Source organism: Streptomyces sp. NPDC060232, from assembly GCF_042726555.1.
Classification (GTDB): domain Bacteria; phylum Actinomycetota; class Actinomycetes; order Streptomycetales; family Streptomycetaceae; genus Streptomyces.
The window spans coordinates 95,980-119,795 of record NZ_JBHXAG010000021.1; the positions used below are offsets into that span (position 1 = coordinate 95,980).

At 72.6% G+C, this 23,816-nt stretch carries 24 protein-coding genes; 21 read left to right on the forward strand and 3 right to left on the reverse strand.

Annotation, left to right across the window (positions count from 1 at the left end):
* Positions 1-53 precede the first annotated feature (53 nt).
* Positions 54-1,247 carry an Ig-like domain-containing protein gene (locus ACFWFZ_RS26825; protein ID WP_387125535.1) on the reverse strand — a complete coding sequence of 398 codons (1,194 nt, stop codon included), beginning with the start codon at positions 1,245-1,247 and terminating at the stop codon, positions 54-56.
* Positions 1,248-1,472: 225 nt separating this feature from the next.
* Between ACFWFZ_RS26825 and ACFWFZ_RS26830 the strand changes: the two genes are divergently transcribed.
* The 6 genes from ACFWFZ_RS26830 (at position 1,473) to ACFWFZ_RS26855 (ending at position 8,392) form a co-directional block, all read left to right on the forward strand.
* Positions 1,473-2,636, forward strand: a complete 1,164-nt coding sequence (locus ACFWFZ_RS26830) for a lipid II:glycine glycyltransferase FemX (RefSeq protein ID WP_387125536.1) — start codon at positions 1,473-1,475, stop codon at positions 2,634-2,636.
* Positions 2,633-4,300 carry a murein biosynthesis integral membrane protein MurJ gene (gene murJ, locus ACFWFZ_RS26835; protein ID WP_387125537.1) on the forward strand — a complete coding sequence of 556 codons (1,668 nt, stop codon included), beginning with the start codon at positions 2,633-2,635 and terminating at the stop codon, positions 4,298-4,300. The genes ACFWFZ_RS26830 and murJ overlap by 4 nt, the downstream gene beginning before the upstream one ends.
* Positions 4,301-4,340: 40 nt before the next feature.
* Positions 4,341-5,024 carry a response regulator gene (locus tag ACFWFZ_RS26840; protein WP_387125538.1) on the forward strand — a complete coding sequence of 228 codons (684 nt, stop codon included), beginning with the start codon at positions 4,341-4,343 and terminating at the stop codon, positions 5,022-5,024.
* Between the two features lie 6 nt (positions 5,025-5,030).
* Positions 5,031-6,476, forward strand: coding sequence for an ATP-binding protein (locus ACFWFZ_RS26845; RefSeq protein WP_387125539.1), 1,446 nt, complete (start codon positions 5,031-5,033; stop codon positions 6,474-6,476).
* The gene (locus ACFWFZ_RS26850; protein WP_387125540.1) at positions 6,473-7,009 is read left to right on the forward strand and encodes a hypothetical protein; all 537 of its coding nucleotides are present in this window, start codon (positions 6,473-6,475) and stop codon (positions 7,007-7,009) included. Before ACFWFZ_RS26845 ends, ACFWFZ_RS26850 begins: the two co-directional genes overlap by 4 nt.
* 120 nt (positions 7,010-7,129) lie before the next feature.
* A complete protein-coding gene (locus ACFWFZ_RS26855) occupies positions 7,130-8,392 on the forward strand; it encodes a cytochrome P450 (RefSeq protein WP_387125541.1) in 1,263 nt (420 codons plus the stop codon).
* Here the strand turns inward: ACFWFZ_RS26855 and ACFWFZ_RS26860 are convergent.
* Positions 8,352-9,077, reverse strand: a complete 726-nt coding sequence (locus tag ACFWFZ_RS26860) for a hypothetical protein (protein WP_387125542.1) — start codon at positions 9,075-9,077, stop codon at positions 8,352-8,354. The two genes, ACFWFZ_RS26855 and ACFWFZ_RS26860, sit on opposite strands and share 41 nt — an antisense overlap.
* 101 nt (positions 9,078-9,178) lie before the next feature.
* Between ACFWFZ_RS26860 and ggt the strand changes: the two genes are divergently transcribed.
* On the forward strand, positions 9,179-10,981 hold the full coding sequence (gene ggt / locus ACFWFZ_RS26865) for a gamma-glutamyltransferase (protein WP_387125543.1): 1,803 nt from the start codon (positions 9,179-9,181) through the stop codon (positions 10,979-10,981).
* A gap of 18 nt (positions 10,982-10,999) precedes the next feature.
* On the opposite strand, the gene map is transcribed toward ggt, so the two are convergent.
* Positions 11,000-11,767: a type I methionyl aminopeptidase gene (gene map, locus ACFWFZ_RS26870; protein ID WP_387125544.1), complete on the reverse strand. Its 768-nt coding sequence runs from the start codon at positions 11,765-11,767 to the stop codon at positions 11,000-11,002.
* Positions 11,768-11,845: 78 nt separating this feature from the next.
* Here map and ACFWFZ_RS26875 point away from each other — a divergent pair, with 78 nt between their 5' ends.
* The 14 genes from ACFWFZ_RS26875 to ACFWFZ_RS26940 all read left to right on the forward strand — a co-directional run bounded on the left by ACFWFZ_RS26875 (position 11,846) and on the right by ACFWFZ_RS26940 (position 23,781).
* Positions 11,846-12,097 carry a helix-turn-helix domain-containing protein gene (locus tag ACFWFZ_RS26875; RefSeq protein WP_387125545.1) on the forward strand — a complete coding sequence of 84 codons (252 nt, stop codon included), beginning with the start codon at positions 11,846-11,848 and terminating at the stop codon, positions 12,095-12,097.
* A gap of 105 nt (positions 12,098-12,202) precedes the next feature.
* The gene (locus tag ACFWFZ_RS26880) at positions 12,203-12,379 is read left to right on the forward strand and encodes a hypothetical protein (protein ID WP_387125546.1); all 177 of its coding nucleotides are present in this window, start codon (positions 12,203-12,205) and stop codon (positions 12,377-12,379) included.
* Between the two features lie 118 nt (positions 12,380-12,497).
* Complete coding sequence (locus tag ACFWFZ_RS26885) at positions 12,498-12,878, forward strand: PPOX class F420-dependent oxidoreductase (RefSeq protein ID WP_387125547.1); 381 nt, start codon at positions 12,498-12,500, stop codon at positions 12,876-12,878.
* 99 nt (positions 12,879-12,977) lie between these two features.
* Positions 12,978-14,600, forward strand: coding sequence for a hypothetical protein (locus tag ACFWFZ_RS26890; RefSeq protein ID WP_387125549.1), 1,623 nt, complete (start codon positions 12,978-12,980; stop codon positions 14,598-14,600).
* Positions 14,601-15,149: 549 nt separating this feature from the next.
* Complete coding sequence (locus ACFWFZ_RS26895) at positions 15,150-15,992, forward strand: nitrilase-related carbon-nitrogen hydrolase (protein WP_387125550.1); 843 nt, start codon at positions 15,150-15,152, stop codon at positions 15,990-15,992.
* Entirely contained in the window at positions 15,989-17,284 is a 1,296-nt protein-coding gene (locus tag ACFWFZ_RS26900; RefSeq protein WP_387125551.1) for an aspartate aminotransferase family protein, read from the forward strand. Before ACFWFZ_RS26895 ends, ACFWFZ_RS26900 begins: the two co-directional genes overlap by 4 nt.
* A 10-nt stretch (positions 17,285-17,294) precedes the next feature.
* Positions 17,295-18,695, forward strand: coding sequence for a dihydropyrimidinase (gene hydA / locus ACFWFZ_RS26905; RefSeq protein WP_387125552.1), 1,401 nt, complete (start codon positions 17,295-17,297; stop codon positions 18,693-18,695).
* 19 nt (positions 18,696-18,714) lie between these two features.
* Entirely contained in the window at positions 18,715-19,731 is a 1,017-nt protein-coding gene (locus ACFWFZ_RS26910; RefSeq protein WP_387125553.1) for a TIGR03842 family LLM class F420-dependent oxidoreductase, read from the forward strand.
* A gap of 363 nt (positions 19,732-20,094) precedes the next feature.
* On the forward strand, positions 20,095-20,262 hold the full coding sequence (locus ACFWFZ_RS26915) for a hypothetical protein (RefSeq protein WP_387125554.1): 168 nt from the start codon (positions 20,095-20,097) through the stop codon (positions 20,260-20,262).
* 239 nt (positions 20,263-20,501) lie between these two features.
* Positions 20,502-20,870 carry a hypothetical protein gene (locus ACFWFZ_RS26920; RefSeq protein ID WP_387125555.1) on the forward strand — a complete coding sequence of 123 codons (369 nt, stop codon included), beginning with the start codon at positions 20,502-20,504 and terminating at the stop codon, positions 20,868-20,870.
* Between the two features lie 68 nt (positions 20,871-20,938).
* Positions 20,939-21,100 carry a hypothetical protein gene (locus ACFWFZ_RS26925; protein ID WP_387125556.1) on the forward strand — a complete coding sequence of 54 codons (162 nt, stop codon included), beginning with the start codon at positions 20,939-20,941 and terminating at the stop codon, positions 21,098-21,100.
* 14 nt (positions 21,101-21,114) lie between these two features.
* Positions 21,115-22,620, forward strand: a complete 1,506-nt coding sequence (locus ACFWFZ_RS26930; RefSeq protein ID WP_387125557.1) for a SulP family inorganic anion transporter — start codon at positions 21,115-21,117, stop codon at positions 22,618-22,620.
* 49 nt (positions 22,621-22,669) lie between these two features.
* On the forward strand, positions 22,670-22,825 hold the full coding sequence (locus ACFWFZ_RS26935) for a hypothetical protein (RefSeq protein WP_387125558.1): 156 nt from the start codon (positions 22,670-22,672) through the stop codon (positions 22,823-22,825).
* Positions 22,826-22,956: 131 nt separating this feature from the next.
* Positions 22,957-23,781, forward strand: coding sequence for an inositol monophosphatase family protein (locus tag ACFWFZ_RS26940; protein WP_387125559.1), 825 nt, complete (start codon positions 22,957-22,959; stop codon positions 23,779-23,781).
* Positions 23,782-23,816: the final 35 nt, after the last annotated feature.

A 23,816-nucleotide genomic window follows, 5' to 3' on the forward strand; every position in this document is an offset into this window, starting at 1 on the left:
TAAGTTACGTGCTGGTAACAATTGACCGAGAGTCAGTCGGAGCGGTCCGCAGGTCAGCCGTTCTGCGGGGCGGTGGACAGGGCGCTCTTGGCCTTCCACTGGTCCCAGGACAGGTTCCACTCGCCATAGCCGTTGCCGATGTCGGCGTTGCCCTTGGAGCCCCCGCCGACCACCTCGAAGGCGTCGCCGATCTGCGACTGCGCGAAGAACTCCTTGGCGTCGGCGTCGCTCATCCCCACGCAGCCGGAACTGCTGTTGGTGCGGCCGAAGTTGGCGGCGTTCCACGGGGCGGCGTGCGCGTACATGCCGGACCAGGTGAGGCGCATCGAGTAGTCGACCATCTTGTCGTAGGCGTCATCGAGGCCCACCGTCTGGGAGTCCATCCGGATGGTGCCCTCCTTCGACATGATCACCATCTTCCCGGACCAGGACGCCTTCTTGCCTCCCGGTGTGCCGGCCGAGATCGGGATCGTCTTCTGTACCTGGCCGTCCTCGGTCACCGACATCTTCTTGGTGTCGAGGCTGACCTGGATCCGGCGGTCCTTCCCGATCTTGAACTCGGTGTTGTAGTCCTTCGCGAAGAGGCCGCCGCCCTTGCCGGAGTCCACGCCGTTCAGGTTCATCTCGACCTTCACGTCCGTGCCGGACTTCCAGTACTCCTTGGGCCGCCAGTCGACGCGGTCGTTGCCGGAGTAGTCCTTGATCCAGCCCCAGGAACCCTCGGTGTTGTCCGAGGTGGTGACCTTGAGCTGCTTCTCCACCTCGGCCTTGTTCGTCACCGGGTTGTCGAAGACGATCGACACCGGCATCGCCACGCCCACCGTGCTGCCCTTGGGGATGTTGATCGAGACCTTGTTCACCTTGTCGGCGGCGCTGGTCCTGAACTGCGTGGTGGCGCTCTGGCTGTCGGTGTTCTGCGCCTCGACCTTGTACTCCGCACCGGGCGGGGCGTTGCGCTCCGAGGTCCAGGTCTTCCCGTCGTCGGCTATCTTCCCCGGCAGCTCCGCACCCTTGGCGTCGGTCACCTTCACCTGGGCCAGCTTGCCCTCGGCGACGGTCACCGTCACCGGCTGGCCGGCCTTGACCTGATCGCCCGTGAGGTTCACCGAGACCGCCATGGGCGCCTTCGGCTTCGACTCGTCCTTGCCCTTGTCGTCGCTGCCGCCGTCACTCCCGCCCGAGCAGGCGGTCAGCGCGGCGGCCAGGAGTGCGGTGCCCGCAATGGCGGTGCGGCGTGTGCGGCTCAACGAAGGGCCCCTTCGAGTAGTGGTGGTGAAGAGCGTTCACAAAAGAGGATGAGATCGGGACGACTTTAGGTTGCGCACACCGCGGAAATGATCGGCCTTTTCGGTTGTGACCCGGACCGCAGCGAAACGGTCATCGTCCGGTCACATTTGCCGCGCAGTGCGGTCACGGGTGGCTGTGAGAGTCCTGTGAACGACCCCTCGGCGCGAACAGGAAGGCTGTCATCCGTGTGCGCACTGCTCGTCACTCCCGCCCGGCAGGACCAGGACCAGGAGCTCCAGGTGCGCGCCCTGTCCGTCTCCGCATACCAGTCCTTTCTCTCCAGGACCCCGTCGGCGAGCTTTCTGCAGTACCCGTCCTGGGCTCGGGTGAAGGACCTTTGGCGCTCGGAAATGATCGGATGGCACGGTCCGGGCGGAGAGATCGAAGGTGCCGGTCTCGTTCTCTATCGGCAATTGCCCGGCACCCGCAAATACTTCGCCTACCTTCCCGAGGGCCCCGTCGCCGACTGGTCGGACCCGCGCATCGACCGCTGGCTGGGCCCGCTCATGCGCCACCTGCGCCACGCCGGCGCCTTCGCCGTCCGTATCGGCCCCAGCCCCGCCTACCGCCGCTGGGACGCCGCCACCGCCAAGGCCGGCGCCGGAACGGGCCGTCAGATATCCGACGTCCTCGCCACCGAGGTCGACCCCGTGGGCGCCGCCCTCGCCGACCGGCTGCGGACCCGCGGCTGGAAGCGCTGCGGCGGCGAGGACGACGGCGACGCCCAGCCCCGCCACGTCTTCCGCGTGCCCCTCGCCGGCCGCAGCCTCGACGACCTGTGGTCCGGCCTCAACCAGGAGTGGCGGCGCAACGTCCGCAAGGCCGGCAAGGCCGGGGTCGAGACGGTCCTCGGCACCTGCGACGACCTGCCCGAGTTCTACCGGCTGCTGCGGATCACCGAAGAGCGCGACGGCTTCCGGCTCGGCCGCTCCCTCGCGTACTACGAGCAGCAGTACCGCGTCCTGAACGAGGAACAGCCCGGCCGGATGCGGCTCTACCTGGCCATCCACCGCGGCGAGATCCTCGCCGCCCACACCATGATCAGCACCGGCAGCAGGGTCTGGTACCAGACCGGCGCCTCCGCCGACCACCGGCGCGAAGTGCGGCCCAGCAACGCCCTGCAGTGGCGCATGATGCGCGACGCACACGCCCTCGGAGCCGACGAGTACGACATGCGCGGGGTACCCTCCACCCTCGACCCCGACGAACGTTCTTTCGGGCTGCTGCGCTGGAAGCTCGGCACCGGCGGACAGGTCGTCGAAACGCTCGGCGAATGGGAGATCCCGATGGACGGAGTCGCCAACACGGCGCTCTACAAGGCGTTCCAGGCCTACCTGGCCCGCCGGTGACGGCCACCGACACCAGACCGGCCGGCCCGGCTCCCGTCAGCGCGGCACCGAGGAAGACCTCGGTGCTGCGCAGCGGTGCGCTCATGGCGGCCGGTTCCGTCGTCTCCCGCGCCACCGGCTTCATACGCTCCGCCGTCGTCGTCGCCGCCCTGGGCACCGGACTGCTCGGCGACGGCTACGCCGTCGCCAACACCGTCCCGAACATCATCTACATCCTCCTCATCGGCGGAGCGCTCAACGCCGTCTTCGTACCCGAGCTGGTCCGGGCCGCCAAGGAACACGCCGACGGCGGCGCCGCCTACACCGACCGCCTGCTCACCGCCTGCACGGCGGCACTCGTGGCACTCACCGCCGCCGCGGTCCTCGCCGCCCCGCTGATCGTCTCCTGGTACACGGGCTACAGCGGCGCCCAGGCGAGCACCACCGCGGCCCTCGCCCGGTACTGCCTGCCCCAGATCCTCTTCTACGGGCTCTTCACCCTGCTCGGCCAGGTACTGAACTCCCGCGGCCGGTTCGGCGCGATGATGTGGACCCCGGTCCTCAACAACTTCGTGATCATCGCCGTCTTCGGGCTGTTCCTCTACGTCTCCCACGACGGCGCGGACGGCCTCACCGCCGCCGAGACCCGCCTCCTGGGCCTCGGCACCACCGCCGGCATCGTCGTCCAGGCCCTCGCCCTGATCCCCTCGCTGCGCGCGGCCCGCTTCCGCTGGCGCCCCCGCTTCGACTGGCGCGGCAGCGGCCTCGGCCGCCCCCTGCGCAACGCGGGCTGGACCGTCCTGCTCGTCCTCACCAACCAGATCGCCTACTGGGTCGTCACCCGGCTCTCCACCACCACCGGGCAGCACGCCGTCGACGCCGGCCTCGCGGGCGGCGCCGGCTACACCGCCTACAGCAACGCCTACCAGCTGTGGATCGTCCCGCAGGGCATCATCACCGTCTCCCTCGTGACCGCGCTGATGCCCCGGATGAGCTCGGCCGCCGCCGACGGCGACCTCGCCGCCGTCCGCCGCGACGTCTCCTACGCGCTGCGCTCCAGCGCCGCCCTCGTCGTTCCCGCCGCCGCCCTCATGGCCGCCCTCGCCCCCTGGGTGACGGGCGCCGTCTTCGGCTACGGACGCACCGGTGCCGCCGACATCGAGGTGATGGCGGGCATGCTCACCGCCTTCGCCCCCGGCCTGGTCGCCTTCTCCGCGCAGTACGTGCTCGCGCGCGGCTTCTACGCCCTCTCCGACACCCGGACCCCCTTCCTCCTCAACCTCGTCATCGTCACCCTGAACGCCGGACTGTCGGCCGCCGCCTACCTCCTGCTGTCCCCGCGCTGGGCGGTGACCGGCATGGCCGCCGCCTCCTCCGTCGCCTTCCTCGCGGGCGCCGCCGTCACCGGGTACGCCCTCTCCCGCAGGCTCGGCCCGCGCGCGGGCACCCGTACCGTACGGCGCACCACCGCGGTACGCACCCACCTGCGGCTGCTGGCGGCCTGCGTGCCAGCGGCCGGCGCGGCGCACGCGGCGGCCCTCGCCGCCGGGCGCTTCGGCGACTTCGCCGCGGTCGGCGCGGGAACTGCGGCCCTCGTCCTGTTCGTCGTCCTCCTTGCCCGGCCGCTGCGCCTGGCCGAGATCACCGACCTGCTCGACTCCCTGCGCCGCAAGACAGGCCGGTAGCGGGAGCAGGAGCCGAAGACCCCCTTGGGATACTGACCGGATGCCACGTGTACTGCTGATCGAGGACGACCCTTCCATCCGCGAAGGGGTCGGCCTCGGCCTGCGCCGCCGCGGCCACGAGGTACAGGCGGCCGAGACCGGGGAGGAAGGGCTCGCCATGATGGCGGACTTCCGCCCCGAACTCGTCCTGCTCGACCTGATGCTGCCCGGCATCAACGGCGTGCAGGTCTGCCACCGCATCCGCCAGACCAGCGAAGTCCCGATCATCATGCTCACCGCACGCGGCGACGACTTCGACATCGTCATCGGCCTGGAGGCGGGCGCCGACGACTACATCGTCAAACCCGCCCGCACCGAGGTCATCGAAGCCCGCATCAAGGCCGTCCTGCGCCGCCTCAGCGACCCGGTCGGAGCCCGCCCCGGCATCGAGGCCCACGGCGAACTCACCATCGACCGCGCCGGGCTGACCGTCGCCAAGAACGCCGAACGCGTCGCCCTCGCACCCAGCGAGATCAAGCTCCTGCTGCACCTGTCGGCCTCGCCCGAGCAGGTCTTCTCCCGCCAGCAGCTCCTTGAGTACGTCTGGGACCACAGCTACCACGCCGACGCCCGGCTCGTGGACGCCTGCGTCCGCCGCCTGCGCCACAAGATAGAGGACCCCGCCCGCAGCCCCCGCTACATACAGACCGTGCGCGGCTTCGGCTACCGCTTCGGCCCCCTGTAGGCCGCGGTGCGACGCATAGCACCCCTCGGGCTGCGCACCCGGCTGATAGCGGCCTTCCTCCTGGTCGCCGCGATCAGCGCGGGCACCACCGCCGCCCTGACCTACCAGCAGGCGCGCAACGCCATCCTCAAGCAGACCCAGGACACCGCCGTCAGCACCCTGCGCGACCAGATCGAGCAGCAGGAGTTCCGCCTCCCCCTGGAACAGCAGGAACTGCAGCGCATCGTCATCGAGCTCGGCAAGCGCGGCAAGCCCCACCCGTGGATCGTCTTCGGCGAGTACGCAGGCATGCGCGTCTCCACCAACCCCGACACGCCCACCTCGACCGTGATCACCGACAGCCTGCGGGAGAAGGTCCGCGACAACCCGTACACCGCCTTCCAGCGCGTCGAGGACCAGCGCGGCAACCCCTGGCTGACCATCGGCGTCCCCGCCGTCTTCGAGCACAACGGATACACCGAACCCACCGGGGTCGTCTTCTACGCCAGCGTCCCGCTCTCCGCCGAGAAGCAGACCGTCGAAGCCATGGTCGAGGCCGCCCAGCAGGGCGCCGTCCCGGGCCTGGCCATCGCCATCGTCCCCGCGCTGCTGGCCGCCCGCAGCGTGCTGCGGCCCGTCCGCGACATGCGCCGCGCCGCCCAGAAGCTGGGCAAAGGCCGCCTCGACACCCGCATCGAGGTCCGGGGCGCCGACGAACTCGCCGGACTCGCCCGCACCTTCAACGAGACCGCCCGCGCCCTGGAACAGTCCGTGCGCGAACTCCAGGAAGCGGAGGTCCGCGCCCGCCGCTTCGCCTCCGACGTCTCCCACGAACTGCGCACCCCGCTCGCAGGGATGCTCGCCGTGACCGAGGTGCTCGACGAGGACGCCGCCCGCCTCGACGCCGACACGGCCAAGGCCCTGCGCCTGGTCAGCGCCGAGACCGGCAAACTCGCCGTCCTCGTGGAGGACCTGATGGAGATGTCCCGCTTCGACGCCCGGGCCGCCGAGCTCAACCTCGACGACGTGGACATCGCCGAAGCCGTCCGCAAGACCCTCGAACGGCGCCACTGGGACGACGGCCGCGTCGTCACCGAGCTGCCCGACGCGGTACGCGCCCGGCTCGACCCGCGCCGCTTCGACGTGGTCCTCGCCAACCTCGTCGGCAACGCCCTGCGGCACGGCGGCGCCCCCGTACGCGTCACCGTGCGGACCGCGCCCGGCGAGGCCGGCGAACGGCTCCTCATCGACGTCGCCGACAGCGGACCCGGCATCGCGCCCGAGGTGCTGCCGCACATCTTCGACCGCTTCTTCAAGGCCGACGCGGCCCGGACCCGCTCCGCCGGCAGCGGCCTCGGACTCGCCATCACCCTGGAGAACGTCCGCCTGCACGGCGGCACCCTCCGGGCCGGCAACGCGCCCTCCGCAGGCGCCCTCTTCACCCTCGACATGCCGCTGGAGGCCCGCGTATGACAGGGCGGAAGACCAGAGCCCGCGCCGCGGCGGCCACGGCGGTACTGACCGGCTGCGCCCTGCTGCTCGCCGGCTGCGGGATCAAACGCACCGGGGTGGTCGAGAGCGGCCACGCCGCCGGCGTCAAGGTCCCCGGCGGCAAGACCGCCGCCGTCCTCTACTTCGTCTCCAAGGACGGCGACCGGCTCGTCCCGGTCCCCTTCTCGGTCGGCACGGACTACACCCTCGCGCCCACGCCGCTCCTGCGGCTGCTGCTGAACGGCCCCAGCGGTCCGGCCTCGGCGGCCGGGCTCACCACGGCGCTGCCGAAGGTGCCCGACGCGAAGTCCGACGCCGTGACGGTGAGCACGTACGCGCCGGGGAAGGGGCTGACCGTGAGCGTGCCGTTCGCGGTGGGCGGCCTGTCGCAGACGGCCCGCAACCAGCTGGTGTGCACCGTCGGCGTCTCCGCCGTGCCGGACACCCTCAGCCCGGTCACCATCCAGGGCACCGACACCACCCTCCCCTCCGCCGACTGCCGGACGCCGCGCTGACGTACGCCGCCCCGGCGTACGGGTGCCGACACACGCGTCCCGACGTACGCGTCCCGACGTACGCGTCCCGACGTACGCCGCGCCCTTGCGGTCGGGCCGCGCACCCGTCACGGTGGCCCCATGGACCACGCCGCGGACGTCCCCGACGTCTTCGACCCCCGCATCTACGCCGCCGGCGTCCCGCACGAGCGCTACCGGCTCCTGCGCGACCTGCACCCCGTGGCCTGGCAGCCGGAGCCCGAGATCGCCGGCTGGCCCGCCGGCCCCGGATTCTGGGCCGTCACCCGGCACGCCGACGTCGTCCGCGTCCTGCGCGACCACCGGACGTACTCGTCCTGGCTGGGCGCCACCCAGATCCGCGACCCCGACCCGGCCGACCTGCCCTTCCTGCGCCGCACCATGCTCAACCAGGATCCACCCGACCACGGCCGGCTGCGCCGGCTCGTCGCCCGCGTCTTCACCCCCGCCCGCGTCGACGCCTTCGCCGGGCGTGTCCGCGAACGGGCCCGTACGCTGCTGGCCGCCGCCCGGGACGCCGCCGACGACGACGGCGCCACCGACCTCGTCCGCACCGTCACCGACGACTACGCGCTGCTCAACCTCACCGACCTGCTGGGCGTCCCGCCCGCCGACCGCGCCCTGCTGCTCGACTGGACCGTGCGGGTCATCGGCTACCAGGACCCCGACGACGCTCCCGCACCGCTCCTCGGCCCCGACGGCAAGCCCCTCAACCCGCGCTCCCCGGCCCTGCTCGGCGAGATGTTCGCGTACGCCCGCGAACTCGCCGCCCACAAACGCCTGCACCCCGGCGACGACGTCATGACCGCCCTCGCCACGGCCGGACTCGACCCCGCCGAACTGGAGATGTTCTTCTTCCTGCTCACCGTCGCCGGCAACGACACCGTGCGCAGCGCCGCCCCCGGCGGCCTGCTCGCCCTCGCCCACGCCCCCGACGCCTACCGCAGGCTCGCGGCGGGCCGGTACTCCCCGGCGGGCGCGGTCGAAGAACTCCTGCGCGTCCACCCGCCGGTCCTCAGCTTCCGACGCACCGCCGCCGTCGACCACGAACTGGCCGGGCAGCCGGTCCGGGCCGGCGACAAGGTCGTCGTCTTCCACGCCTCGGCCAACCACGACGAACGCGTCTTCACCGACCCGGGCCGCCTGGACCCCGGCCGCACACCCAACCCGCACGTGTCCTTCGGGGACGGCCCGCACGTCTGCCTCGGCGCGCACTTCGCCCGCCTCCAGCTGCGCACCCTCTACGAGGAGTGGTGCGCGGCCATGCCCGTACCGGAGCTGGCGGGCCCACCCCGGCGGCTGGTGTCGAACTTCATCAACGGGATCACACGGCTGCCGCTGCGGGTGTCCGGGCCGGCCGGGTGACGTCCGCGACCAGCTCGGTCACGTCCGGCCCGTAGGCGTCGCTGTTGACCACCTTCAGCACCAGACAGAACGAGTCCGCCCCGTACTTGCGCGCCAGCTGCGTGTGGTGCCGGCTCAGGTACCGGGCGGCCGCCTGGTTGCTGACCGCCGTCTGCCCCGACAGCAGGAACACCGGGCGGCCGCCCTCCCCGCCCGTCAGCCGGGCCAGCAGCACGTGCTCCTCCAGCCCCGGACGCCACCGGTAGGTCTCGCCGCCCACGAGGATCGCGCCCCGGTCCTCGTGCTGCTCGGTGTCGGTGTTGACGGTGATGCCCGGCAGCATGGACGACAGGTGCGCCGTGGTGCGCGCGTTGGACACCGGCCCGCCGACGCAGAACTCGGCCCGGTCGCCGAAGCCCTGACGGGCGGTGTCGTGCGTGACGATCTGCACGTTCGCCCCGCAGTCCTTGATGAGTGCGGAGACCTCCAGCAGGGCGAAGGCGTCGTTGCGGTGGACGGAGGACTCCTTGCCGCCCATCTGACGGTTGACGACGAACAGGCAGTCGGAGCCGGGCGGGAGCCCGAAGAACACCTGCTTGCGGCGCAGCGCGCGGCGCCACAGATACGTCCGGGCGAACCAGCCGACCCCGGCGGAGAGGCCGGTGGCTATCAACCCCAGCACGATGTTGCGCACGTCATCGTTCATGCGGCGGATGGTAGCCGCCGCCCGGCCTTCCTGACGCGGGGGGTGCGGTGAAGCTACGCTGCGCCAGCCAGGCCTGACCGGCCGTCGACTGGAGGTATCGGATGCGTGGTCCCGCCGCACGTCAGTTAGCGCTCGTCGCCCTCGCCGGGGCGCTCGTCTCCACCGGGGCCACCGCCCCGCCCACCACCACGGCCACCCCGCCGGCGAAGGTACCGGTCGCCGCCGGCTACGGCGGGGCCGTCGCCAGCGTCGACGCCGACGCCTCGGCCGCCGGGATCGCCGTGCTGCGCTCCGGCGGCAACGCCGTCGACGCGGCCGTCGCCACCGCCGCCGCGCTCGGCGTGACCGAGCCCTACTCGGCGGGCATCGGCGGGGGCGGCTACTTCGTCTACTACGACGCCCGCTCGCACCGGGTCCACACCGTCGACGGCCGGGAAACCGCCCCGGCCACGGCCACCGAGACCCTCTTCCAGGAGAACGGGCAGCCGATCCCCTTCGCCGAGGGCCAGACCAGCGGCCTCGGCGTCGGTGTCCCCGGCACCCCCGCCACCTGGAAGACCGCTCTCGACGCCTGGGGCAGCCGCTCACTGGGCTCCCTGCTGAAGCCCGCCGAGAGACTGGCCCGCGACGGCTTCAGGGTGGACAGCACCTTCCGCGCCCAGACCGCACTCAACGAGGACCGCTTCAAGGACTTCCCGGACACCGCGAAGCTCTTCCTGCCGGGCGGCGCCCTGCCCGTCGTCGGCTCCACCTTCAAGAACCCCGACCTGGCCGCCACCTACGCCGAACTCGCCCGCAAGGGAACCGGCGCCCTCTACCGGGGACGCCTCGCCGAGGACATCGTCCGGGCCGTGCGCACACCCCCGGTGGACCCCGCGGCCACCCGCACGGTACGGCCCGGTGACCTGACCACCGGGGACCTGCGCGCGTACGCGACCAAGCGGCAGGAACCGACCCGTGTCGGCTACCGCGGCCTGGACGTCTACGGCATGGCGCCCTCGTCCTCGGGCGGCACCACGGTCGGTGAGGCGCTGAACATCCTGGAGCGGACCGACCTCTCGAAGCTGTCCGAGGCGCAGTACCTGCACCGCTTCATCGAGGCCTCCCGGATCTCCTTCGCCGACCGCGGCCGCTGGGTCGGCGACCCGGCCGCCGTGGACGTGCCGACGCGGGAACTGCTCTCGCAGCGGTTCGCCGACTCCCGCGCCTGCCTGATCAGGCCGGACCGGACGCTGACCAGCCCGCTGGCCCCCGGCGATCCGCGCCACCCGGCGCCCTGCGCCACCACCGGGCAGGCCGCCCCGACCACGTACGAGGGGGAGAACACCACGCACCTGACGGTCGCCGACCGCTGGGGCAACGTCGTCTCCTACACCCTGACCATCGAGTCCACCGGCGGCAGCGCCATCACCGTCCCCGGCCGCGGCTTCCTCCTCAACAACGAACTCACCGACTTCTCCTTCGCCCCGGCGGCGCCGGGAGTCCCGGACCCGAACCTGCCCGGTCCCGGCAAGCGGCCGCGCTCGTCCATGTCCCCGACGATCGTGCTGGACGACGGCCGACCGGTGCTGGCGGTCGGTTCACCCGGGGGAGCCACCATCATCACCACCGTCCTGCAGACCCTGACCGGCCACCTGGACCGGGGCCTGCCGCTGGTCGCGGCGATCGCGGCGCCGCGGGCCAGCCAGCGCAACCAGACCACCACCGAGCTGGAGCCGGGCCTGTGGGACAGCCCGCTGCGCGCCGAGCTGGAGGCCCTGGGGCAGGCGTTCCGGCAGAACCCGGAGATCGGCGCGGCGACCGGTGTGCAGCGACTGCCGGACGGGCGCTGGCTGGCGGGGGCGGAGACCAGCCGCCGGGGCGGCGGCTCGGCCATGGTGGTCCACCCGCGCGGGAACCCGTAGGCGGCGGGCTCCCGAGGGTCACAGGGCGGTCAGGATCCGCGGGCCGCGACCGGTGATCGCGACCGTGTGCTCCGAGTGGGCGGCGCGGGTGCCGTCGACGGTGCGCAGGGTCCAGCCGTCGCCGTCGCACCGGTAGTCGTCCGTACCACCCGCGATCAGCATCGGCTCGATGGCGAGGACCATGCCGGGGCGCAGCTTCATACCGCGCCCCGGCAGCCCCTCGTTGGGCACGCCCGGGTCCTCGTGCATCCTGCGGCCGATGCCGTGGCCGCCGAAGCCGTCGGGGACGCCGTATCCGGCGGCGCGGCAGACCGTGCCGACGGCGTGGGCGATGTCCCCGATCCTGTTGCCGGGCACGGCGGCGGAGATACCGGCCGCGAGGGCCGCCTCGGACGTCTCGATCAGCCGCTGGTCCTCGGGCCGGGCGCGGCCGACGGTGAAGCTGACCGCCGCGTCCCCGACCCAGCCGGCGAGCTTGGCCCCGCAGTCGATGCTGACGAGGTCGCCGTCGCGCAACCGGTAGCCGTCGGGGATGCCGTGCACGATCGCGTCGTTGACGGAGGCGCACACCACCGCGGGGAAGGGCACGGGCGCGAACCGCGGCCGGTAGCCGAGGAAGGGGGAGGTCGCGCCGGCTCCGTGAAGCACCCCGCGGGCCACCCCGTCCAGCTCCGCCAGGGTCACTCCGACGTGCGCGGCCTTCCGTACGGCGGCCAGGGTGCGGGCGACGATCCGGCCCGCGGCGCGCATCTTCTCGATCTCGGGTGCTGTCTTCAGTTCCACCATGCCAATAACTATACCGGTATAACTGTAACGGGATAACTATACCGGGATAACTATTGGGGCTCCGGGTAGGATGACCCCATGGTCCGTACCCCTCTCACCCCCGAAGAGCGCGAGCGCGGCGAGCGCCTGGGCGCCCTGCTGCGCGAGGCGCGCGGCGCCCGCAGCATGGTCGAGATCGCGGCCGGAGCCGGGCTCTCCGCCGAGACGCTGCGCAAGATCGAGACCGGCCGGGCGCCCACCCCCGCCTTCTTCACGGTCGCCGCCCTCGCCGAGGCGCTCGGCCTCTCGCTGGACGATCTCCTCCGGCGCTGCGCGGCCGTTCCGGCGTAGGACCGCCGAGCAGCCCGCCGCCTCCTCCTGCCGTTCGGGCGGGAGCCGAGGCCGAACGGCCCAATCGGCGGTGGGACTTGCCGCGGGCGGGGCAAGCGTGAAGGCGTGTCAGCCGCGAACGCAGCCAAACGACTCGGATGCGCAGCCGTCGGCGCCCTCCTCGCCGGAGGGCTGCTGCTGGCCGCGTGCGCACTGCCGGACGACCGGCCGGATCCCGCACGGGAAGCGGACGGGCGCGCCCGGCAGGGGACACCGGCCCCCCGCGCCCCGTCCGCCCGCTGACCGGCGCCGCACGCCGGCGACGCGCTCGGCCGGTGGAGTGACGGCCGGGCCCGACACCCCGCCGGCTCCCGGGGGTGCCGGGCCGCGGGCCGCCGGCCGTCAGGACTAGGGTCCGGGTATGGATCTCCAGGAGCTCGGCAACGCGCGGTACGTCAGCCTCACCACCTTCCGCAAGGACGGCACGCCCGTGGCGACCCCGGTGTGGGCGGTCGCCGACGGAGGCGAGCTGTACGTGTGGACGCGCAGCGACTCGTGGAAGGTCAAGCGCATCCGCAACGACGGGCGGGTCACGCTCGCCGCGTGCGACGTGCGGGGACGCGTCGAGGAAGGCGCGCCCGTCGTCGAGGGGCGCGCCCGGCTGCTCGACGAGGAGGGGCTGCGACGGGTGCGCAAGCTGATGTCGCGCAAGTACACCTGGCAGTTCTGGGCGCTGGACGTGCCCGCCGCCCTGGTGCGCCGGGGGAAGCGGCCGCACACCGCGATCGCCGTCAAGCTTTGAGGCTCCCGTAGCCCGCCCGTAACACAGGTGGGATCCAATGCGGTCATGGAGACCGCGACTTCACTGGCGATCAGTCAACTCTCCGGATACTTGAGGGGATTGACGCAGAGACTGGATGCCGGGGCAGGCTGGTACGGGGAGTTCCTGCGCCGGGATCCGGAAGGCGTGCGGGCCTGTCTGGACGGGGCGGCGATACCCCCGTGGGACGTGGTGGAATCGCTGCTGAGGGACCTGGCGCGGGTGGGTGGCACGGAGCTCGCGGCGCGGGAGACCGTATACGCGGCGCGGCTGCGGGCGGCGGCCGTCACCGTGTGGGACCGGCTGCCGGGAGGTGAGGGCGAGCTGCGGACCCTCCTCGCGGCGGAGGCCGCCCGGCGGGCGGAGTCGGAGGCCGCCCTGCGGAGCCTGACCGCCCGGCTGAGCGCGCCCGCCGACCGGGCCGAGACCGACGCCCTGACCCGGGAGCTGTCCTGGACCCAGGACGACGTGGCCCGCGCGGTGGCCCGCCACGAGGACCTGGCGGCCCGGCTGACCGCCCTGCAGACCGACCCCTTACCCACCGTCCCCCACCAACGATCCCCCCACCCGCCCCGAGCCGAAGCCCCCACCCACCCCGCGCCCCGGCCCCGACGTCGCCCCGGCGCGCCGCCGGAGCCCGCGGCCGAGGCGGTGCCGCACGCCGGGCCCCGGCCCGGGGCCGCCGGCCGCGCGGGCCCGGCGGCCGAGGCGGTGCCGCACATCGGGCTCCGGCCCGGGGCCGTCGGCCACCCGGAGCCGGCGGCCGAGGCGGGGTTGCACGCCGTGACCCCGCCGCGGGCCGGGGTCCCCGCACAGGGCGCAGCCCAGGCAGGGGCTTGGCCCGTGGCCGGGGCGCGGGCCGAGGCCGACGTGCCTGCGGAGCCCGCGGCTCAGACAGGCGTTCCCGTCGAGGGGCCGGCGCAGGCGCCGGTTCTGCCGCCCGTCGGGCGGGCCGAGGGGCGGTGGTTGCGCGGGGCGCGGCGTAGCGGGGGTGCCCGGTACGCCGGGGCGCCGGCTCCCGAAGCCCCCGCCTTCACCCCGCCTCCGGGCCACTCGGACGACGGGGCCCACCCCGCCCCACGCGGCGCCCGGTTCGGCCTACGGCCGCCTGAGCCGCAGCCCGAGCCGGCGCCGGCGCCGGCGTCGGAACCGGAGGCCCCGCCCACGCCGGCGCAGCCGACCGGCACGCCCCGGGCCGTCACCGTCGAGCTGCTCGCGCTGCGCGCGCAGGGCCGTACCGGGGAGGCGTACGCCCTGCTGTGCCAGGCCGCGGCCTGGCCCGCCTGGCAGTTGCCCCACCTGGCCGCCGAGCTGGCCCGCGCCGGCCTGGCCGCCGACTGGAACACCCTGCTCTGGGAGGCTGCCTCGCTGCCGCCCGTACAGCTCGCGGCGGCCGCCGCCGCCCTCGGCGACGCCGGCCGGGAGGCCGACTGCGACGCCCTGCTCCGCCAGGGCGTCTCCCGCCCCGCCTCCGAGGTCGCGGACGCGGCTCTCGCCCTCGGCGCGGCCGGCCGCTCCCGGGAGGCCGACGCCCTGCTCGGAGCCTTCGTACGGGTCCGTACCGCCGAGGAGGCCGCCGCCCTGGCCCGGCACGACCCCCAGTGGTTCACCCCGAAGCTGCTCCATGCGGCCGGCCTGCTCCCCGGCGCCCGCCACCGCGACCTCGTCCACGCCCTGCGCGTCGCCGGCATCGTCCCTGCCTGAGGGCTGTCCCGTCATCTGCGGTAGATCAGCGCGCGGCGTCGGATGCGGCGCATCGCGAAGCGCAGGAGCGTCCTCATGCTGGGCGTATGCGGGCGCTTGCGACCACGCGGCGATGGCGCCGTAGCCGGCGTCGCGTGCCCGTCGGGGATCACGGGACAGCCCTGAGTGCTGTGGCCGGACCGTCCGCCCCGCATGGGCACCCGCACCGGGGGCCGTCGCGCTGCAGCGAGCCTTCGGATCCGGCCGGGCCCGCGCTGCCCGCCACCGCGCACCCCGACCCGCCGCGGCACGCCGCACGGCCCGCCGCAGGCCCGCTGCACTGCACGTCGCACGGCACGCCGCGGGCGCCACCCCTTGCGGACACCCCGCCTTCATGTCGTCAAAGTCCCGCCCGCTGACCGCAAACGACCGCGTCGCGACGTAACGTGACCGACTACTCCAACTGTGCAAGGCGGTCTTGCCCCGCGCTGTGACGAGGCCTACGTTCTACTCCCTACGCACACCGTCTACGTGCGTAGAACACGGCGTTCCCGTCACAAGGAGCAGCTCATGGCCCAAGTCGTCCGCGCCGCGCTGGTCCAGGCCACCTGGACCGGAGACACCGAATCGATGATCGCCAAGCACGAGGAGTACGCCCGCCGGGCCGCCGCCGAAGGCGCGAAGATCATCGGCTTCCAGGAAGTGTTCAACGCCCCCTACTTCTGTCAGGTCCAGGAGCCCGAGCACTACCGCTGGGCCGAGGCCGTCCCCGACGGCCCGACCGTCCGCCGTATGCAGGACCTCGCCCGCGAGACCGGGATGGTCATCGTCGTCCCCGTCTTCGAGCTGGAGAGCGCCGGCTTCTACTACAACACCGCCGCCGTCATCGACGCCGACGGCACCTACCTCGGCAAGTACCGCAAGCACCACATCCCGCAGGTCAAGGGCTTCTGGGAGAAGTACTACTTCCGCCCCGGCAACCTCGGCTGGCCCGTCTTCGACACCGCCGTCGGCCGGATCGGCGTCTACATCTGCTACGACCGCCACTTCCCCGAGGGCTGGCGCCAACTGGGCCTGGCCGGCGCCCAGCTGGTCTACAACCCCTCCGCCACCCACCGGGGCCTCTCCGCCTACCTCTGGCAGCTGGAACAGCCCGCCGCGGCCGTCGCCAACGAGTACTTCATCGCCGCGATCAACCGCGTCGGCCAGGAGGAGTACGGCGACAACGACTTCTACGGCACCAGCTACTTCGTCGACCCGCGCGGCCGGTTCGTCGGCGACGTCGCCAGCGACAAGGAGGAGGAACTCCTCGTCCGCGACCTCGACTTCGACCTGATCAAGGAGGTCCGCGACCAGTGGGCCTTCTACCGCGACCGCCGCCCCGACGCCTACGGAGGGCTCGTACAGCCGTGACCGACCCCACCCCGCTCCACAACCGCCACCGCACCGTCCTGCCCGACTGGCTCGCGCTCTACTACACCAACCCCATCGAGCTCACCCACGGCGAGGGCCGCCACGTCTGGGACGCCGACGGCAACCGCTACCTCGACTTCTTCGGCGGCATCCTCACCACGATGACCGCCCACGCCCTGCCCGAGGTCACCAAGGCCGTCTCCGAGCAGGCCGGGCGGATCATCCACTCCTCCACCCTGTACCTCAACCGGCCGATGATCGAGCTCGCCGAACGGGTGGCCGCCCTGTCCGGCATCCCCGACGCCCGCGTCTTCTTCACGACCTCCGGCACCGAGGCCAACGACACCGCCCTGCTGCTCGCGACGACGTACCGCCGCTCCAACCAGATCCTGGCGATGCGCAACAGCTACCACGGCCGGTCCTTCTCCACCGTCTCCGTCACCGGCAACCGAGGCTGGTCCCCGACCAGCCTCTCGCCGCTGCAGACGTACTACGTCCACGGTGCCGTCCGCACCCGCGGCCCCTTCGCCCACCTCGACGACACCGCCTTCACCGCCGCGGCCGTCGCCGACCTCGAAGACGTGCTCGGCCAGGCCCGCGGGGGAGTGGCCGCCCTCATCGCCGAGCCCGTCCAGGGAGTCGGCGGCTTCACCTCCCCGCCCGACGGGCTGTACGGCGTCTTCCGCGAGGTCCTCGACCGCCACGGCATCCTGTGGATCAGCGACGAGGTGCAGACCGGCTGGGGCCGTACCGGCGACCACTTCTGGGGCTGGCAGGCGCACGCGCAGAACGGCCCGCCGGACATCCTCACCTTCGCCAAGGGCATCGGCAACGGCATGTCCGTCGGCGGCGTCGTCGCCCGCGCCGAGGTGATGAACTGCCTCGACTCCAACTCCATCTCCACCTTCGGCGGTTCCCCCGTCACCATGGCGGCCGGCGTCGCCAACCTCGGCTACCTGCTGGAACACGACCTCCAGGGCAACGCACGACGCGTCGGCGGCCTGCTCCTGGAACGGCTGCGCCAGATCGCCGCCACCGTCCCCGCCGTACGGGAGGTCCACGGCCGGGGCCTGATGGCCGGCATCGAGCTCACCGAACCCGGCACCGACCAGGCCGACCCGGACGCCGCCTCCGCCGTCCTGGAGGCGGCCCGCGAAGGCGGCCTGCTCCTCGGCAAGGGCGGCGGCCACAACACCAGCGTGCTGCGCATCGCGCCGCCGCTCTCCCTCACCGTCGCCGAGGCGGAAGAGGGCGCCGAGATCCTCGAACAGGCTTTGCGCAGCATCCAGTAGGGGGGATCCCATGAGCAACCGCACCCTGATCAGCGGCGGCCTGGTCGTCACCGCCGCCGACGAACTCCACGCGGACGTCCTGATCGAGGACGGCCGCGTGGCGGCGCTGGCGGCCCGCGGCTCCGAGGCCGCCGGTGCCTGGACGGCCGACCGTACGATCGACGCGACCGGGAAGTACGTCATCCCGGGCGGAGTCGACGCGCACACCCACATGGAGCTCCCCTTCGGCGGGACCTCCGCCTCGGACACCTTTGAGACCGGCACCAGAGCCGCCGCCTGGGGCGGCACCACGACCATCGTCGACTTCGCCGTGCAGAGCGTGGGCCACTCCCTGCGCGAAGGGCTCGACACCTGGTACGCCAAGGCCGACGGCAACTGCTCCGTCGACTACGCCTTCCACATGATCCTCTCCGACGTCAACGAGGGCACCCTGAAGGAGATGGACCTCCTCGTGGGCGAGGGCGTCACCTCCTTCAAGCTGTTCATGGCCTACCCGGGCGTCTTCTACAGCGACGACGGGCAGATCCTGCGCGCCATGCAGCGCGGTGCCTCCAACGGCGGGCTGATCATGATGCACGCCGAGAACGGCATCGCGATCGACGTCCTCGTCGAACAGGCCCTCGCCCGCGGGGAGACCGACCCCCGCCACCACGGCGAGGTCCGCAAGGTGCTCCTGGAGGCGGAAGCCACCCACCGCGCCATCCAGCTCGCCCGGGTCGCGGGCTCCCCGCTGTACGTCGTGCACGTCTCGGCGGAGGAGGCGGTGGCCGAGCTGGCCGCGGCCCGCGACAAGGGCCTCCCGGTCTTCGGGGAGACCTGCCCGCAGTACCTGTTCCTGTCCACCGACAACCTGGAGGAGCCCGACTTCCAGGGCGCCAAGTACGTCTGCTCCACCCCCCTGCGGCCGCGCGAGCACCAGGCGGCGCTGTGGCGGGGGCTGCGCACCAACGACCTCCAGGTGGTCTCCACCGACCACTGCCCCTTCTGCTTCCGCGGCCAGAAGGAGCTCGGCCGGGGCGACTTCTCGAAGATCCCCAACGGGCTGCCCGGGGTGGAGAACCGCATGGACCTCCTCCACCAGGCCGTGGTGGACGGGCACATCAGCCGCCGCCGGTGGATCGAGATCGCCTGCGCCGCCCCCGCCCGGATGTTCGGCCTCTACCCGAAGAAGGGCACCATCGCGCCGGGGGCCGACGCCGACATCGTCCTCTACGATCCGCACGCCGAGCAGGTCATCTCCGCCGAGACGCACCACATGAACGTGGACTACTCGGCGTACGAGGGCAAGCGGATCACCGGACGCGTCGACACCGTCCTCTCACGCGGCGAACTCGTCATCGACCGGCGCGAGTACACCGGCCGGGCCGGCCACGGGGCCTTCGTCCACCGTTCCACCTGCCAGTACCTGTAAGCCCGTAAGGAGCCGCCCGATGGATTTCGGCCTCGTCCTGCAGACCGACCCGCCCGCCTCCCAGGTCGTCAGCCTCATGAAGCGCGCCGAGCGCAACGGCTTCCGCTACGGCTGGACCTTCGACTCCGCCGTGCTGTGGCAGGAGCCGTTCGTCATCTACAGCCAGATCCTCGCCAACACGCAGAAGATGCACATCGGCCCGATGGTGACCAACCCGGGCACCCGCACCTGGGAGGTCACCGCCTCCACCTTCGCCACCCTCAACGACATGTACGGCAACCGCACCGTCTGCGGGATCGGCCGCGGCGACTCCGCGATGCGGGTCGCCGGCCGCGCACCCAACACCCTGGCCCGGCTCGGCGAGGCCATCGACGTCATCCGCGACCTGGCGGAGGGCCGCGAGGCGTCCGTGGACGGCAACCCGATCCGCATCCCGTGGATCAAGAACGGAAAGCTGCCGGTGTGGATGGCGGCGTACGGCCCCAAGGCCCTCGCGCTCGCCGGGCAGAAGGCCGACGGCTTCATCCTCCAGCTCGCCGACCCCTTCCTCACCGAGTGGATGGTCAAGGCGGTCCGCAAGGCGGCTCAGGACGCTGGCCGAGACCCCGACGCCCTCGTGATCTGCGTCGCCGCCCCCGCCTACGTCACGGCGGACGACTCCCCGCAGGCCCTGGCCCACGCCCGCGACCAGTGCCGCTGGTTCGGCGGCATGGTCGGCAACCACGTCGCCGACCTCGTCTCCAGGTACGGCGAACACTCCTCCATGGTCCCCGAGGAGCTGACCGCGTACATCAAGGACCGCCAAGGCTACGACTACTCGCACCACGGCCGCGCCGACAACCCCGACACCACCTTCGTCCCCGACGAGATCGTCGACCGCTTCTGCCTCCTCGGCCCTGCCGAGGCCCACATCGACAAGCTCCGGCACCTCAAGGACCTGGGCGTCGACCAGTTCGCGGTCTACGACATGCACGACAACCGCGAGGGCACCATCGACGCCTACGGCACCGAGATCATCCCCGCACTCGACCTCTGACGCGGGGCCACCGAACCCCCGCACTCGCTTCGAGCGGCTGCGCCCGCGCGGTACGTCGGCGAAGCACCTGCCCGCTCCTCGTACGATCCTCACCCTTCAGGCACTGCGGACTCGCCCGGGGAGGCCGGACGCCGGGCACCGTCTCCGCCGCCGTACGCGGTGGTGAGCCGCAGGGCGATGGCGGCGGTCCCAGCGGCGGTTGCCGTGCAGAGGGCGATGGACGCGTCGGGTGTCCAGGTCCACAGCGCCCTGGCCTTGATGAGGTGAGGGCTGCCGCCATGGCGATCCGGGGCAGGGCGCCGGCCGGGCACCACAGGACGGTGGGGACGAGGCGGCGGGGCTCGGGCCGTCCGCCTCGCCGCCGTGGTGGAGGGCCTCGCACTCCAGGTCTACCGCGAGCCCGACGGCGCCGCCGAAGCGGCCATGGTCCCGTTCGTGACACCCTCGCTCGAGGCCGAACTCGCCGTCGTGTTCACCGGCGAGTGCCGCCAGTACGCGAGAGAGCCGGCCGATCCGCCGAGGACTCCATGAGCACCCGGCGACTCGACAGGCGCCTCCGCGATGGTGGTTGAGGCGAGGGGCTGGGGGGTGCGGATCCGTCCGGGGCAGCCGTTCGCGTCAACATCAGGCTGATTTCATTCGAAAACCTTCGTGCAGCAGGGGTTTTGCGGATGCCTCTCCACGTGGGCGCATTACCCTTCATTGACTCGCCTTTGAGCTTGCTTTGGCGAATTCCGATGATGAGGTGACGGGAGGGAGGTGGCCTCGCGATGCCGACCGTGCGTGTGCCCCTGCTTCTCCTCCTCGCCCTCGCCTGGACCGCCTGGGTCCTGCCGACACCGGGCGGGGCCGCCCCCCGGCTCCAGGAGTCCGGTGCCCAGAACGTCGTGGCGGTCGCCGCGTACGAGTCCGCTCACGCCGAGGGCGCTCAGGCGGACGTCCGCAGGGGCCCCGCCCTTCAGTACGACCGGCGACGGGCCGTGAACACCTCTGCGGGGCCTCTCGGCCCGCCGTCCTTCGTCGTCCGCACCGGCCCCTTCGCCGACCCGTGGGCAGGCCGCCCCGCCGGCGGACCGGACACCCGGCGCAGACCTCTCGCCGCTCACCACGCCCCCGTGCTCCAGGTCTTCCTCTGCTGACAGGCGGTACCACCCGCGCCGACCTGTCAACCCGACGCGCCCCCACGACGCGCCAGGAGGAAACCCGCATGCAGCCCCTCGTCACCAGCGACCGCCGGTTCGGACACAGCCCTGAGGAGCCGGCCCCCCACCTCGATGACCCGTTCCCCACCGCCCGCTCCACCGATGCCCGGGCCGGCCGTCCCCACGACACGCGCTCCGGCGCCGCCCGTTCCGTGGAGGCGCTGTGAGGAAGGACGTCCTCATGCCCCGATCCTTGCCGCACCTGCGTCAGGACGCCGCTGCCTCGCTCGTCGTCTTCCTCGTCGCCCTCCCCCTCTGTCTCGGCGTCGCCGTCGCCTCGGGAGTCCCCGCCGAACTGGGCCTCATCACCGGCGTCGTCGGCGGCATCGTCACCGGCTTGATGCGCGGCAGCAGTCTCCAGGTCTCCGGTCCCGCCGCCGGCCTCACCGTGCTCGTCCTCGAAGCCGTCCGGGCCTTCGGTCTCCCCGCGCTCGGAGTCATCGTGCTGGCGGCCGGCGTGCTGCAGATCGGCATGGGCCTCCTGCGCTGGGGCCGCTGGTTCCGTGCGATCTCCCTGTCCGTGGTCGAAGGGATGCTCGCGGGCATCGGCCTGGTCATCGTCGCGGGCCAGATCTACGCCGCGACGGGCCTCACCGCCCCCCACTCGGGCCTCGACAAGCTCACCGCCCTGCCGGGTGTGCTGGTCGAGGCCCTGGGCAGCCGTACGGCTCTTGTCTCCCTCGCCGTGGGGGCCGGCACCGTCCTCGTCATCGTCGGCTGGAAGCGGATGCCGCGCCGGGCCCGGGCCGTACCCGGCGCCCTGGTGGCAGTCCTGCTGGCCGCCCTCGCGGCTGCGCTCCTCGGCCTTCCGGTGGAGACCGTTCAGGTCAGCGGAGTACTGGAGGCCGTCCACCTGCCGGGCGCCGACGCCCTCGCGTCCCTCGCCGACCCGGCCCTCCTCGGTACGGTCCTCGCGTTCGCCCTGATCGCCTCCGCCGAGTCGCTGTTCAGCGCGGCGGCGGTCGACCGCCTCCACCCAGGACCCCGAACCGACTACGACAAGGAACTCCTCGCCCAGGGCGCGGGCAACACCCTGTGCGGCCTGCTCGGCGCCCTGCCCCTCACCGCGGTCATCGTGCGCAGTTCGGCCAACGTCGAGGCGGGCGCGCGGACGAAGGCATCCCGCGTCCTGCACGGCGTCTGGCTGCTGCTCTTCGCCGCCCTGCTGCCCGCCGTTCTCGCGTACATTCCGCTGGCCGCCCTGGCGGGGATCCTCGTCCACGCAGGCTGGAAGCTCATCCCGTTCGCCGGCGTTCGCAGGCTCTGGGGCCACCACCGGGGCGAAGCCCTCGTCCTCGTGGCGACGGCGACGGCGATCGTCGCCGTCGGCATGTTCGAGGGCGTCCTGATCGGCGTCGCACTGTCGGTGGCGAAGGCCGCCTGGGACGCCTCGCACCTGCGGATCGAGCACAGTGACGACGGGCACGGCACGATCCGCGTACGGGTGCAGGGGACCGTCACCTTCCTGAGGCTGCCCCAGATACTCGACAGCCTGGAGGCCTTGCCCAGCGACCGCCGGGTGCTTCTGGACCTGTCCGGGATCCACCATCTCGACCACGCCTGCCGGGCGGCGCTGGAGTCGTGGGCCGAACGGCACAGCGGCACCGAGATCGCAGTGGCTCGATCCGAAACCCCTCCCGATCACCCTTCGGTCATGGCCGCCGAAGAGAGGCAGAAGCCGCTGTAGGCGACCGGGTCATGAGCGGCCGGGCCACGGCCGCGCCCCCGCGGTGGTCATGGAGCTGGTGCCGGCGGACCTGGCGGCCCGCCACGAGTCGGTCCACGGCCACCTCGCCGACCGAGTCGAACGGTCCGACCGCACGACCGCACGACCGCACGACCGCGCGCCCGCACGGCCGAACGCCCGCCTGCTGACCGGCGCGGACCGCTGATCTCCCGGCGGCTCGGGACCGGCACCCCCGGCCGCCGGCCGGGGGCGGTCCACCCGCAGGCCACCCGGTGTCCGTCTCGGTGTCCGGTACCGGCAGTGGGGTTTGTCGGCGCGGCGTGCTTTGCTGGAGGCATGATCGATGAGTTCCTGGCCCACAGCCTGCCCGACGTGGAAGAAGCCGTCCGCAAGGCGGCGGCGATCGAGATCATGCCGAGATTCAGGCAGCTCGCCGAGCACGAGGTCGACGAGAAGAACGGCCCGCACGACCTGGTGACCGTCGCCGACCGCAAGGCCGAGGAACACCTCACGGCCTCCCTGACGCGACTGCTGCCCGGCTCGGCCGTGGTCGGCGAGGAAGCCGTCCACGCCGACCCCACCGTGTACGCGGCGCTGCGCGCGGACGCCCCCGTGTGGATCGTCGACCCCGTCGACGGCACCCGCCAGTTCGTGGGCGGCGACCCGGCCTTCTGCACCCTGGTCGCGCTGGCCCACCGCGGCGAGATCCTCGCCTCCTGGACCTTCGCCCCGGCACTGGAGGAACTGGCGACCGCCGTGCGCGGGCAGGGCGCGTACGTCAACGGGCAGCAGATCCACAGCGGTTCGCCCGAGCCCGGCGCCGATCTGCGGGTCGCCATCGCCCACCCCCTCTACACCTCCGACGAGAACAAGCGCACCCTGGCCCGGCTCGACGTACCCGGCGTCGCCGCCAGGCCCTGCGGCTCGGCCGGCCTGGAGTACCTGAAGGTGGCCCGCGGCGAGATGGACGCCCTCGCCTTCACCTGGCCCTCGGCCTGGGACCACGCCGCCGGACTGCTGCTGGTCGCCGAGGCGGGCGGCGCCCAGAGCACCGTCGACGGGGTCCCCTTCCGTGTGGACCGCGACAACGCCCTGCCGTTCGCCGTGGGGCGGGACGAGGCCACCGTCCGACGCATCCGGGAGCTGCTCCGGGGCGCGTAAGCAGTCCGGCGGGTCCGCCCCCGCCTGCCGCCGCA